Origin of the sequence: Citrobacter sp. NCU1 (genome assembly GCF_010231475.1) — a bacterium.
Lineage (GTDB): Bacteria > Pseudomonadota > Gammaproteobacteria > Enterobacterales > Enterobacteriaceae > Citrobacter_D.
This window is the reverse complement of record NZ_NRDO01000016.1, coordinates 60,125-73,818: the sequence shown is the minus strand read 5'-3', so window position 1 is coordinate 73,818 and position 13,694 is coordinate 60,125. Positions and strand designations below refer to the sequence as shown.

9 protein-coding genes are annotated in these 13,694 nt (G+C 54.7%); 1 reads left to right on the top strand and 8 read right to left on the bottom strand.

Annotated elements, in window-relative coordinates; genetic code table 11:
- Positions 1-64 precede the first annotated feature (64 nt).
- The 5 genes from CJP72_RS06910 to CJP72_RS06890 all read right to left on the bottom strand — a co-directional run bounded on the left by CJP72_RS06910 (position 65) and on the right by CJP72_RS06890 (position 7,346).
- On the bottom strand, positions 65-1,459 hold the full coding sequence (locus CJP72_RS06910) for a DUF3999 domain-containing protein (protein ID WP_162380145.1): 1,395 nt from the start codon (positions 1,457-1,459) through the stop codon (positions 65-67).
- Positions 1,456-4,071, bottom strand: coding sequence for a DUF2339 domain-containing protein (locus CJP72_RS06905; RefSeq protein ID WP_162380144.1), 2,616 nt, complete (start codon positions 4,069-4,071; stop codon positions 1,456-1,458). The genes CJP72_RS06910 and CJP72_RS06905 overlap by 4 nt, the downstream gene beginning before the upstream one ends.
- Positions 4,072-4,216: 145 nt before the next feature.
- On the bottom strand, positions 4,217-6,085 hold the full coding sequence (locus CJP72_RS06900) for an amidohydrolase (protein WP_162380143.1): 1,869 nt from the start codon (positions 6,083-6,085) through the stop codon (positions 4,217-4,219).
- Between the two features lie 21 nt (positions 6,086-6,106).
- Complete coding sequence (locus CJP72_RS06895; protein WP_162380142.1) at positions 6,107-6,655, bottom strand: antibiotic biosynthesis monooxygenase; 549 nt, start codon at positions 6,653-6,655, stop codon at positions 6,107-6,109.
- Positions 6,656-6,704: 49 nt separating this feature from the next.
- Positions 6,705-7,346 (bottom strand): hydrolase, encoded by a 642-nt coding sequence (locus CJP72_RS06890; RefSeq protein ID WP_162380141.1) that lies wholly within the window; start codon positions 7,344-7,346, stop codon positions 6,705-6,707.
- Between the two features lie 273 nt (positions 7,347-7,619).
- On the opposite strand from CJP72_RS06890, the gene CJP72_RS06885 reads away from it, so the two are divergent.
- On the top strand, positions 7,620-8,522 hold the full coding sequence (locus CJP72_RS06885) for a LysR family transcriptional regulator (protein WP_162380140.1): 903 nt from the start codon (positions 7,620-7,622) through the stop codon (positions 8,520-8,522).
- Here the strand turns inward: CJP72_RS06885 and malZ are convergent.
- The 3 genes from malZ to brnQ all read right to left on the bottom strand — a co-directional run bounded on the left by malZ (position 8,516) and on the right by brnQ (position 13,291).
- Positions 8,516-10,333 (bottom strand): maltodextrin glucosidase, encoded by a 1,818-nt coding sequence (gene malZ, locus CJP72_RS06880; protein WP_162380139.1) that lies wholly within the window; start codon positions 10,331-10,333, stop codon positions 8,516-8,518. The genes CJP72_RS06885 and malZ overlap by 7 nt on opposite strands.
- A gap of 182 nt (positions 10,334-10,515) precedes the next feature.
- Positions 10,516-11,889: a proline-specific permease ProY gene (gene proY, locus CJP72_RS06875; RefSeq protein ID WP_162380138.1), complete on the bottom strand. Its 1,374-nt coding sequence runs from the start codon at positions 11,887-11,889 to the stop codon at positions 10,516-10,518.
- 82 nt (positions 11,890-11,971) lie between these two features.
- The gene (brnQ, locus tag CJP72_RS06870; RefSeq protein ID WP_162380137.1) at positions 11,972-13,291 is read right to left on the bottom strand and encodes a branched-chain amino acid transporter carrier protein BrnQ; all 1,320 of its coding nucleotides are present in this window, start codon (positions 13,289-13,291) and stop codon (positions 11,972-11,974) included.
- Positions 13,292-13,694 lie beyond the last annotated feature (403 nt).

Here is a 13,694-nt window from a genome sequence, read left to right as displayed (position 1 = left end):
CTGATGATGTTCATCAGGCGTTTTACAGACAAAAAACTGTCAACCTATATCAGGACTAGTCACGTTACGCTGCGCCGCCCTTCTTCACTTCGCGCCAGATTCGCCACGCCATCGTCAGCAGTACCGCCACGCCAAGCATTAGCGTCCCCCAAACCAGCAATGTTTTCCACAGCCGTTGCTGATCAGTCGCTGAGGTCGCCGTTAACCGCGCCTCGCCCCCCAGCACCACTCTGCTATGCGGGGTAGCCTGCGGCAGAGCATCAATCTTCTGCCTTTCACGCAATGCTTTCGGGATCAGCATATCGACGCTGACATCCGCCTTGACTGCCGCCCCGTTTCCCCACGCCAGCATGTAAGGACTCGTCCCCTGGGCATTGAAAATCACCTGATAGCTGTCGCGAACGCCCCTCACGACCGGGAGTGTCTCCGGTAATTTGGCATTCAGGGTAGTCATGCGAACCGCATCTACCAACTGACCAGAGAGAGGAATACTGTCAGAAAACTGCCCATCCAGCCAAAAGAGCACCGTTTTGCTCAACGGTCGCCATGCCTCTTTTTCGCTGCTACGCCACTCCAGCTCGACAGGTAACAGCCCTTTATTGTCCAGAAGGATATCCAGCGCCGTCAGCGGCTGGGGATGATCCCATCGCCAGACAGCCTCGGTAGGCGAAACTTTACTGCCGCGGGCATTCAGCAAGACGCGCTGTGTGGCCGGAGGCGTGGTGTCGGTGAGCGCGCTTACGCCGTTAAGAACCAACGCCGGGCTTTGCGAATCCAGGATCACCAGCAGATAACGGATGCTATCCGCTGACAGCGTGATATCTGCACGGAGGGTGTCGATTTTCAGTCGATCATCGCCACGTTTCAAATCCATGAGCTGCGAGGCTTCCTGAAGTTCATCCCAACGCTGTAAGTCGCGACTGTAATACACCGAGGCTTTCCCCTGCCAGTTTTGCGCAGGATCGCGCCAGTCCAGTCGCAACCGGGAAACCTGCAGGGATTCCACCCCATTTTCCGGCAGCGTCAGCAGAAAACTTTGCCCAATCGCTTTGGCATCTTCGCTCTCAAAGTGGATTTCCAGCCCACTTTTCGAACGCAGCAGAACCGTCTGCATGCCGCTATCGTCATTTGGCTTTACCAGGACTGGCGATGCCTCGAAGGCAAAGAGTCGAAGCGGAACAACTTTGGCTTCCGTGGTCTGTGATTTCTGCACCTCAAGCGTAAAGGGCACCACATCGCCCTGGCGGTTAAACACGCGCACATCGCGTAAATCCGGCCAGGCGCTGGTGGCATAGACCTCCATTGGGAGCGGAACGCGATACCAGGGCGATTCTCCGGTCGTCACCAGCGTCATCCCCACTGCGTAATCCTGTGGTGTCTCCGGCGCCTCGTCACGGCTTAACGCCGGAAACGCCATCCCCAACAGGACGCTCCATAACACCCCTTTCATCCATTTCATTTTTCGTCTCCTGCCCTGGGCGGTAACGGTGAGAAGTAGCCCACGATTAATACCAAAATCGCCACGCCAATAAAGGCGACTGCACGCGCTAACCCGCCGCCATTCACACTGTCCACCAGCATCAGTTTAATGATAACGATGCCCAAAAAGAACGCGCCACAAAACCATTCTCGTCGCGAACGTCGCCGCGTGGCGCGGATCATGATAATTAACGCCGTAAGCATCCAGAACAGGGCAAAACAGGTCTGGATCAAACGTGAATGCCACAGCGCGTCACTGCTCCACGCGACATCGCCATACCACGACAACGCTCGCATGAGCGCCCCATTCAGCCACCAAAATGCCAGCGCCGCCGGCACAACAGTCCCCCATGAACGGTAGGCCGTTAACGGCGCAGGTAAGACACGAAGGGAGAAACGAACAAGAATATACAGTCCCAACAATGCGAAGGCTGCCCCCTCTTCAAGCGGGTTAACCCCAGGAATGTAAAGCTGATGGAGAACCACCCCGTCTTCCAGGTTCGCAAACAGCAGATACAACACCAAAACAACCGCCAGCGGTGCTAAGGCGACAGAGCCATACAGAACAGGCCAGCTCGTGAACGGCCACAGTTTGCGGCGAAGCGCCGTATGTACCAGCAGAATCACTATCCCGCCCGCCGCCATCATCAGACCGCTGCGCCAGGCATCCATTCCCCACGGCAATGCCTGCGTGAACCAAAATAACTCCATGGCGAGCGCCAGTACGATCATCCAGAACAGAGAAAGATGCAGCGCCTGAGAGAGTCGCGGCAACAAACGGGGGCTATCGCGATACAGCATGAGTACCGCGCAGGGCAATGCCACACACCACGCCAGATTTTGCCAGCCCGCAGCAAAAATCCGCTGTAGATCGATTTGATAGGCCAGCAGCGACAGCATGGCAGGCCACAGCAACCACTGGCTATACCCCAACTCTCGCCAGGCGAATCGCCCGCTCAGATAGCGCCAAAGCATGCCAGAAACAGTCATCAACGCCAGCGCGCCAAACCATTGCGAAATCGAATCTTCAAGCGCCAGTTGCGCTGCGCCTGTGATGGCGACGATCCAGAATGCTATGCCTCCCACCAACAGCGCCCAACTGATCTGAACCTTTTCACTGCGCCACAGCCATGCCCCTGCCAGCCAACACAGACTCAGCACTGAGAAGATCATCATCACGGATAACGCTGCGGCATTTTCCGCCAGCGCCCAACCGCCGCTGACCACCGCCAGCAGCATCAATGCAGTACCGCTGTAGCTCATCCGCCGCTGTTGTTGCTGAATGCCCAGCCACAACACGCCCACCCCTTCGAGCGCCCAGGCCATCGCTGTCCAGCGCGCGGAAAGCGCCAGCGGGATGGCCAGGGTGGCAAATGCCCCGCCCAGCGCCAGCGCCGCCAGGGCCAGTGGACGCCCCATCGACGGCAAGCGACGTAATGCCAGCCACGCCAGGGCCATGTAGAACCCGCCAAATCCCAGCGCGCTGAGGGCCGGGCCGTATTCCAGATGCTGGGTCATGGCATACTGCATACCAAAACCAATCACCGGAGGCGCAAACACCAGTACGCCGTCAATAATACGCCTGCCTTTCTCCTGCGCGCGCAGCGACAGCGCCACGCTCAACACGCCAAAAATGAGGATATTGGCTGTCAGGAAAAGCTGGCAGTTGAGCCAGTATTCCGTCCGGTAATCACTCAGCCCCCACAGCCCGCCGACTCCGAACGTAAACAGCAGCCCCAACAGATTGAGCTCACGCCAGTGCTGCCAGATGCTGATGGCGAGAATGCCGAGCGAAAGCAGGAGGTAGAACGAGAACAACGCGACATAGTTGCCGCTGCCGGTTGAAAGCAACAAAGGGGCAAGATAACCGCCGATACTTGCCAGCATCGCCAGGCTCAGCGCTTTTTGCAAAATCGCAAGCCCCACGCTTGCCGCGCAAATCAGCACCAGTAATGCAAAAGCCAGCGTGAGCGGTAACATTTGCCACAACCGGAATGCGCCAAAGACGGTCAAATACAGCGCACCCGTCGCCCCCCCTTGCAGGATTAAGGCATAGACGGGCTGTTTATGTCGCAAGCGCCAGCCCACCGCGAGCAACACCACGGCAAACAGTGCCGCCGCCACAAGGCGCAGCTCAAGGGGAAACAGTGAATGCTCAACCGTATAGCGCAACAGGAAAGATAAACCGAAGAAGAGCAGCAAAATCCCCAGTTTGGCCAGCGGATTTCCCTGCATAAACCAGCGCGCCAGTGAAGAGAAAACACCGCCAAACGCAGAGGGTTTCACCGGTTTCAACGGCGGCGCAACGGATTTTTCAGGTGTGACGAGGGAAAGCGGAGGGCGTTCAACCTCCGCTACCGCGGCGCTCCCCCCCTCTTCTGATACCGGTTCTTCGAAGACAACAGCCTCCGCCGTCGTCTGTTGAACGGGTGCAGTACCCGCGCCACACTGTTCAAGTTCCTCAACCCGTCGGCGCAGAATGGAAAGTTCATATCGGAGCACGGACGTGCGATTCAGCGCGACAATCGCCAATATCGGCACGACCAGCGCAAAAAATAAAGCAATGCAGCCAAGGATTACCAGATCATCCATGTTTCCACCTTCACTGTACAAGATGCGCGTAGATTGGCACACAATGTTACATTTGTGCCATCCCTGTAAGCTCAATGAAAACAATTCTAGAAAAGATCAGCGGGTTTTGCCGGATGAACGTCAGCGCCATCCGGCTTGTCGGACATTAAAATGCGAAACAGGAACAACCAAGTGCGCCCCAGAAAGCCTGGTCATCTGACACCGGAATCCCCGATTTGCGCGCCATATCGTGCTGATGCCCATGAACGCCACAACTGCCACAACACTGGTGCATCTGGACAATCGCCCCCACTTTCGCGGCAACTGGCGGCGCCGAACGGTAGTGGCCTGGTACGTTCACCACCGGCGACCAGTCGGGCACCACCGGGATTGCTGGCGGTGCCAGCGGTGTGAAATGCCCAGCAGCGTAGACCACTTTGCCATCGACAATCGTCATCACTGACTCAATGCCCTTGATCTCCTCTTGTGCCACGCTGAAGTAATCTTTCGACAGCACCACCAGGTCGGCAAGCTGTCCTTGTTCAATCCGCCCTTTTTTCCCCTGCTCGCTCGAGAACCACGCGCTGCCTGCCGTCCACAACTCCAGCGCCACCTCACGCGGCAGACAGTTGTTATCGTCATACATTGCCGTACCACCGACGGTACGCCCGGAAACCAGCCAGTACAGCGCCGTCCACGGGTTGTAGCTGGCAACACGCGTGGCGTCAGTACCGAGTCCCACAGGCACCTCCGCCGCCAGCATTTTTGCCACTGGCGGTGTGTGTTTCACTGCCTCTTTGCCGTAGCGATCGATAAAATACTCGCCCTGGAAGGCCATCCGGTGTTGCACCGCAATCCCGCCGCCCAGCGCTTTGACACGCTCAATGTTGCGTTCTGTGATGGTCTCCGCATGGTCGAAGAACCAGTGCAATCCGTTGAACGGGATATCGCGGTTGACCTTCTCAAAGACATCCAGCATTCGGCTGATGGATTCGTCGTAGGTGGCATGCAGGCGGAACGGCCAGCGATGCTCGACAAGATGGCGCACCACGCGCTCCAGCTCATCTTCCATCCCGTCAGGCAGATCCGGGCGCGGTTGCAGAAAGTCTTCGAAATCCGCCGCCGAAAAGACCAGCATTTCCCCTGCGCCGTTAGCGCGATAAAAATCGGTCCCTTGCCCGGGTTTGAGCATGTCAGTCCAGCGCTCGAAGTCTTCCAATTCTTGCTTTGGCCGTTGGGTAAACAGGTTGTAGGCAATGCGCACCGTCATCTGATCCTTGGCGTGCAGTTGCTCAATAATCTCGTAATCTTCCGGGTAGTTCTGAAAGCCGCCGCCCGCGTCGATGGCGCTGGTCAATCCCAGACGGTTCAGCTCGCGCATAAACTGTCGGGTCGAGTTTACCTGCATCTCCAGCGGTAACTTCGGCCCTTTCGCCAGTGTCGAGTAAAGGATCATGGCGTTCGGTTTGGCGACCAGCATCCCGGTTGGATTGCCATTGCTGTCGCGAACAATCTCGCCGCCGACCGGATCTGGCGTCGTTTTGGTATAGCCCACCGCTTTCAGTGCCGCACGGTTGAGCAGCGCACGATCGTAAAGATGCAGCACAAACACCGGTGTATCCGGCGCCGCGTCGTTCAGCTCTTCCAGCGTCGGCATGCGACGTTCTGCGAACTGAAATTCACTCCAGCCCCCCACCACGCGGACCCATTGCGGTGATGGCGTCCGATCCGCCTGATCTTTTAGCATACGCAGCGCGTCCGCCAGCGACGGCACGCCTTCCCAGCGTAATTCCAGGTTGTAATTGAGGCCGCCGCGGATCAAATGCAGGTGGGAGTCGTTTAAACCAGGGATCACCGTGTGACCTTTGAGATCAACAATCTGTGTCCCGTCAGCGGCAAAACTCATGATTCTGTCATGAGTACCGGTCGCCAGAATTTTTCCGTCTTTGATCGCCACGGCCTCGGCCTGCGGGCATTGTCGGTCAAGGGTATGGATTTTTCCGTGCGTAAGAATGAGTGTGGCAGTTTGAGACATAACAAGCTCCTGAAAAACCGATCAGGCTTTTTTCAGCCATCCGGCAAACAGACGGGTTACGATGGGCATCCACAACCAGACCACCAGCGCAACCACACAGGCATCATTAATCAGATGCAATAGCATTGACCCCTTTAGCGCGGGAAGGATCATGCCGGTTATCCACGGCACCAGATTGGTGCTGGGAAAAATGACCAGCAGGGTTACCAGAAACTGTTTCCAGCGCAGCGGGTGATGGACGTGGGGAGCTGGCGGCGTAAACCAGAACGCCGCTTCGGTGCGGACTTCCGTTTTATCACCTTCCGCCAGCAGCGGGGCAATCTCTTCTACCAGTACCCGACGCGTATCCGATTGGGTCCAGTTGTAGAGATGCTCCAGGGTGTCGAAACGGATAATGATATTCCACAGAGTTTGTCCGTCTACGGGACGAATAACGTTCGCCCCCAGATGTCCGGGAAACTCCGCCGCCACTGGCATGATTTTCCCCAGCCATTGCTCATAGCGTTCCGCCTGGTTGGGCTGCAATGTATGCGTAATGACCAGCGTCACATGTTTATTTTGTTGCGCCATGGAAGGTTCCTTGCACAAGGAGAATGGCGGGATTGCCCCGCCACTGGCATCACGCTTTGCGTTCAGGGGCGCCATGCACCAGGGTGTAGGCGTAATCCACGCCCATACCGTAGGCGCCGCTGTGTTCGCGCACCAGATCCATCACAGCGTCATAGGTTTCTTTACGGGACCAGTCGCGCTGGTATTCAAGTAACACTTGCTGCCAGGTGACAGGAACCGCGCCTGCCTGCACCATGCGGTCAATAGAACGTTCATGTGCATCAACAGACGTCCCGCCGGAAGTGTCGGTGACCACATACACTTCGTAGCCCGCTTCCAGCGCCATCAACGCCGGGAATGTCAGGCACACTTCGGTCCACAAGGCAGAGATAATCAATTTCTTACGACCGGTCGCTTCTACTGCTTTCACGAACGCCGCATCTTCCCATGAATTCATTGAGGTACGTTCAATGGGTTTCACATCAGGATGCACCGCCAGTAATTCCGGCCAGATATAACCACTAAAACTTTTCGTTTCAACGGAAGTATAAATGACCGGAACTTTAAATATTTTCCCGGCTTTCGCTAACGCAACGGTATTATTTTTCAGGGTTTGACGATCAATATTTGCCACGCCAAAGGACATTTGCGGCTGATGGTCAATAAAAATAAGCGTAGAATTCTCAGGATTAATGAGTTCCCGAATAGACATATCACACCTTCTTAATCAATAAGTTAAAAGGTGACGGTCTGTATCTTCCGTCAGTAGTAAGATCCTGAATCAGAAAGCCTGTTGAGTATAGCGGGAAATTTCTAATGAGTTATTAAAGAAAACTTACTGTTCAGTGACGATAATAATTTCGTATTAAGCAATATCTCAGTCATCATCAAAAAATTTACCGATTCCTCTCTAAAATATTCACTGGCATTGTTTTTCTCTATTCGGTACAACTGAGTTGTTTAATTTTCAGGATATTTTTTGCCCATGCGAATCAATCTGGACGTTTTGCTTATCCTCGATGCACTCGACAAACATGGCTCATTTGCCGCTGCGGCCGAGTCACTCTTTAAAACTCCGGCAGCGCTCAGCTACATGATTCAAAAGCTGGAAAACGACCTGAATATTGAGCTGCTCGACCGTTCCGGTCACCGGGCGAAATTTACCGACACCGGACGGATGATGCTGGAAAAGGGACGTTTACTGCTCAGCGCGGCAAAAGACCTGGAAAAGCAGGCCGTTCAGCTAAGTTCTGGCTGGGAAAAAGAGCTGGCTATCGCCCTCGACGATTCGTTTCCTTTTGAGGCGTTACTCCCGCTCATCGAGGCTTTCGACGTGCTCAACAAACAAACGCGCCTCAATTTTACCCATCATACGCTGGCGGGTTCATGGGAGGAGTTAACGCATAATGGCGCGGATATTATTCTCGGCGCCATCAATGAGCCGCCCACCTCCGCCGCATGGTCGTACAAGATGCTTGGCACACTGGATAATGTCTTCGTCGTCGCCCCTTCGCATCCCCTGGCAAGCGCGTCAGATGCGTTGACCAATGAGCAGCTTTGCCTGCATCGGGCGGCGGTGATCAGCGACAGCGCCCGCTATTGTCAGCCGTTGCAATCTAATTTGATGGATGAACAGGCACAAATTCGTGTCGACAGTTTTAGCAGTAAAGTCGCGCTGTTACGCGCGGGTATCGGCTGTGGATTCCTCCCCCGGCATATCGCCAGACCGTGGCTTGCCTGTGGTGAGTTAGTCGAAAAATCCGTGATTTCATTTCGCGAAAAGGACGTGGCCTACATGGCATGGCGTAATCACAGTGACGGTCTCGCACAGCGCTGGTGGCGTGAAGCGTTGCTCACCAGCACTGAAATTGCAAAACTTTATCAGTGATTTATCCACACAGAAGCAGAAATGGTCGGCAGGCTGAGAATATCCTCCGCAAGCTGACCGTTCCCTTCATGACGTTGCCATTGTATGTCATTGAGCAAGGGCGAATCAGGAAGCACCACTTCGCAAGCCGCGCCCCGGTTAATCGCCACCAACACTCGCTGCTGATGTAAAACCCGGACAAAGACCACGACATTGTCTTCAGCATAAATGACCTGACAACCGCCATGACGGAGCGCCTGGTTGCGATGGCGCAGTTTCGCCAGCCGTTGATACAACGCCAGTAATTCGCCATCCTGCTTTTCTGCCTGCCACGGGAAGGGTTTACGGCAGAACGGATCGTTATTGCCGTCCAGCCCCACTTCATCCCCGTAATAGATACAAGGGACGCCAGGCCAGGTAAACAACCAGACCACCGCCAGCGGCAAGCGCGCCACGTCTTTACCTAACAGAGACTTAAAACGGGCGGTATCGTGACTGTCCAGCTGATTAAACATGCGCAGTTGCTGCTGGTGCGAGAGACTGGCGCGATAATTGTCCATCCATGCCATACAGGTCTGCGCATCAATCTGCTGTGGATCGTAAGAGATGTCGGTATTGGCGAGGAATCCCCAGAGCGGAAAGGTAAAACCGCGATAGTTCATCGCCGCATCTTCGGCATCGACCTGTAACCACTGGCGCGCATCGCCAAAGTGCTCACCAACAATATAGGCTTCTGGCTGCGTCTCTTTTGCCGCCTGTGTTATGCCGGCGACGTGCTGAAGGTTATTACGCGCGCCTCCGCCTTCCCCCAGCATATGCACCACATCCAGACGCCAGCCGTCCATATTCCACGGTGCTTTGAGCCAGTGCCGAACGATGCTGTCCTCGCCCCGGTAGATTTCATTCACCAGCGTTTCTGACTGGAAATCGAGCTTTGGCAAGCTCGGATAGCCCAACCAGTCCAGCGCCACACCATCGTCAGAGAAGCGATACCAGTCCCGCCACGGCGATTCCGGATTGTGGCAGGCGCCGCCGGTACCCCGATTATGCCTGTCAAACCAGGCATGCGAGTCGCCGCTGTGGTTAAACACGCCATCCAGTATCAGCCGCATGCCGTGGCGCTGCGTATTACGGCGCAGGCGCAACAACGCCTGATCGCCGCCAAACTGCGGATCAACATGACGATAATCTTCAGTGTCGTATTTATGTACGCTCGGTGCGGTAAAGACAGGATTCAGATACAGCGCCGTCACACCTAGTTTTTTCAGGTACGGCAGCTTTTCACTAATGCCGTCCAGATCGCCGCCATAGAAGGTGGATCCCCCCGCCTGCGCGGTGATCGGCGCGTCCCAGTCGCACAGCACAATATCCTGCCCGGCGGCATGATGATAATAGACATTGTCCTGATGTTCTCCACGGGGCTGACTGCGGGCAAAACGATCGGGGAAGATCTGATAAAAAATCTGATCGGCGACCCACTGCGGTCCATTATCGGGAACATCTACCGCGAACTGTTCGAGACGTGCGGGCGGGAAGCGACTAAACCCTTGTGGAGTAAACCAGCACTGGCGATCGTGCCAGAGCAGTTTAAAACTGTAGCGTCGACGGGGTTGTCCTGCAGAGAGATCAATCGCGGCGCGCCATGCGGTGACACCGGGTTGTGGCTGCGCGCGTAGCGGGCGCATTGCCAGCGAAATTTCTTCGTTGTCATTCTCTGCGCGTAGCGTCACGCGTTGAGGAGGATTTTCCCCACGCAACCATAACGTAATGGCCAGTTTATCTTTGTTTTGCTTAACAAATGGGGCAACCGGAAGGTGCCAGGCGTTCAACATCACGTATCCCCTTTGATGAAAATGAGGTCACCTTGCCATAGCATAATGCAGGATAACTCATCATCCTGATGTTTATTGGGGGAGGAGTCAGGGGGAGGAGATTTCGCCGGACGGCGCTCCGCGTATCCGGTCTACCTGCTCACAACCAGACCGGGTAAGACAAAGCCGCCATCCGGGAAAAATTACTGCGCGTGCGCCAACTGGCGATCGTGACGACGTTTAAACATCCAGCCAACCAGCAGCAGCACAATCCACGCAAATCCAACGTACAGCGAGATACGCGTTTCCGGGTGATAGCCGATAAGCCCGATGATAAAGACCAGGAAAATCAGTCCCACAACGGTCGTTGCCACACCGCCAGGCACTTTAAATTTCAGCGCTTTTACTTCTTCCGGCGGCAGACGGCGACGGAAAGCAATCTGCGACAGCAGGATCATGATCCACACCCACACCGTGGCGAAGGTCGCCAGCGATGCAATCACCAGGAAGACGTTTTCCGGCATGATGTAGTTCAACCAGGCGGCAAACAGCAGCGCGATGGTCATCACCATAACGGTGACCCAGGGGATACCACGACGCGAGGTTTTCGCGAACACTTTCGGCGCGCTCCCCTGCTCCGCCATACCGTGCAGCATACGCCCCACGCCAAACACGTCGGAGTTAATGGCGGAAAGCGAGGCCGTCAACACCACGAAATTGAGGATGCTGGCCGCAAAGGCAATTCCCAGATGCTGGAACGTCAACACAAACGGGCTACCGTTAGTGCCCACCTGATTCCACGGGTAAATAGACATAATGACGAACAGCGTACCGACATAGAACACCAGAATACGCATCGGCACAGAGTTGATAGCGCGCGGAATCGACTTTTCCGGGTCTTTCGCTTCCCCGGCGGTGATCCCAATAATCTCAATCCCGCCGTAGGCAAACATCACCATTTGCAGTGACATCACCATGCCCAGCCAACCGTTACTAAAGAAGCCGCCGTGACTCCACAGGTTATGGATCCCGGTCGGTTGTCCACCGTTGCCGATCCCCCAAATGATGATGCCGAAACCGGCTGCAATCATGATAATGATGGTGGCGACTTTAAAGAACGAGAACCAGAACTCCAGTTCGCCGAACACCTTCACGCTCATCAGGTTGACGGCGCAGATAATCAGCACCACGCTGAGAACCCAAATCCAGTGCGGTACGGCAGGGAACCAGACGCCCATATAGATGCCAAATGCCGTCACATCCGCGATGGCCACAATCAGAATTTCAAAACAGTACGTCCAGCCAGTAATGTAGCCGGCGAGAGGACCGAGGTTCTCCTGGGCATAGCGGGAAAACGAGCTGGCGGAAGGGTTATGAACGGACATCTCACCCAGTGCGCGCATAATAATGTATGCGGCTACCCCGCCAATAATGTAGGCCAGCAACACACTCGGACCGGCCATTTTGATGGCATCTGCCGAGCCATAAAACAATCCGGTGCCAATTGCTGAGCCCAATGCCATAAAGCGAATATGCCGGGTGCTTAGCCCACGCTTTAGTTTGTTATTACTTTCCATTGATTCCTAACCCATCAACACAATAAAAAAACCACGGGGCCATCAAAAATAGCCCCGTGGTTAAAACATACTGTCAGTGAATTTAGTGAGCGTTTGAGGTCACTTGTCGACCCGCTGCTCGATCCCAGATTATCGCCAGGACCACCATCACGACTGTTGGCATCAACCACGCCAGCCCTTGTTCCGCCATCGGTAAACGCTGGGTCCAGGCTGGTAACACGTCGCTAATTGCCGATGCTTTAATCCCGTCAAGGATACCAAAAATCAGGCTGATAAACATCGCAGGCGCAATGACGCGGGAAGAATTATGCCACCATGAGCGGGTAAAACTTAATACAACCAGTGCGATACAAGGCGGATAAATCGCCGTCAGCACCGGAATAGAGACCTGAATCAAGTGGCTGAGGCCCAGATTCGATACCACCATCGAGAAGCCGCCGAGGATGAACACCAGCGTACGGTATGACAGCGGAATGTATTGTGCAAAGAACTCAGCGCACGCACAGGTCAGGCCAACCGCCGTTACCAGACAGGCGAGGAAAATCAACGCCGCCAGCATCAGGCTGCCCGCGCCACCAAAGGTGTGTTGCACGTAGGCATGCAGGATTGCCGCGCCATTTGCACTCTGGTCAACCAGAATCGCACTGTCAGACCCCAGACGGAACAACGCGAGATACAGCAGGGTTAACCCTACGCCCGCCATCAGACCCGCCCATACGGTGTAACGCGTCAGTAAACGTGCTTCCGTCACGCCACGAGAACGCGCGGCGTTAACAATGACGATACCAAAGACAATCGCGCCCATCGTATCCATGGTCAGGTAGCCGTTCACAAAACCATTTGAAAACGCAGATTTTTGGTACGCCTCCACTGCATCGCTGATCGGACCCGCTGGCCAGACAATCGCCGCAACAGAAAGCACCGTCAGTGCGATTATCTTCAACGGCGCCAGGAAGTTACCGACGGTATCCAGCAATTTACCCGGATAAAGCGATACCAGAATCACAATGGCGAAGTAGACCACGCTGTAGATAAACAGCGGCATAGGGGAGTTACCGGTCAGCGGTGCAATCCCTACTTCAAAGGAGACGGTCGCCGTACGCGGCGTCGCGAACAGAGGACCGACAGCCAGATAACATACGGTAGCCAGCACGAGTCCTGCCACCTTACCAATTGGCGAACTCAGGCTGTCTACGCCACCACCGACTTTCGCCAGCGCCACTACCGTGAGAACGGGCAGGCCAACTGCGGTGATAAGAAAGCCGAGCGCTGCAGTCCAGACATGCTCGCCTGCCTGCAGACCCACCATAGGAGGGAAAATAATGTTGCCTGCGCCAACGAACAGCGCAAAAGTCATAAAGCCCAAGGCGATAATATCGCGTGATTTTAACTGATGGGTCATAAAATTTTACTGCCTGTGGATGTGGTGTTGAAAACGTTAAATTTTCTGCCTTTCCCTGGGGGACAATACAGCGGAATTTTTAATCAATTCCAGCGGGATATGCTCCCGTCCTGGCGCGGCGAAGAATAGTTTTTCGATTTACCGCATAAATGCAGTCTGTATGACAGCACCTGGGGCGCAATTTAAACGCTTATAACGTTTTAAAGCAAGATGGGATCCCAAAACCAGAACAATATATCAAGATGAACATACGGCTTAGAACAAAACACCATCCATAAGAAAAAGTCATGGCTAATCATGCGAACAAAAAAGAATCAGACGTTGAAAAATTCAGCAGATGAATCTTTACCGCAAAGAAAAAAAGCCAGCACTCGCTGGCTTATGGAAAGATAATCTTACATTG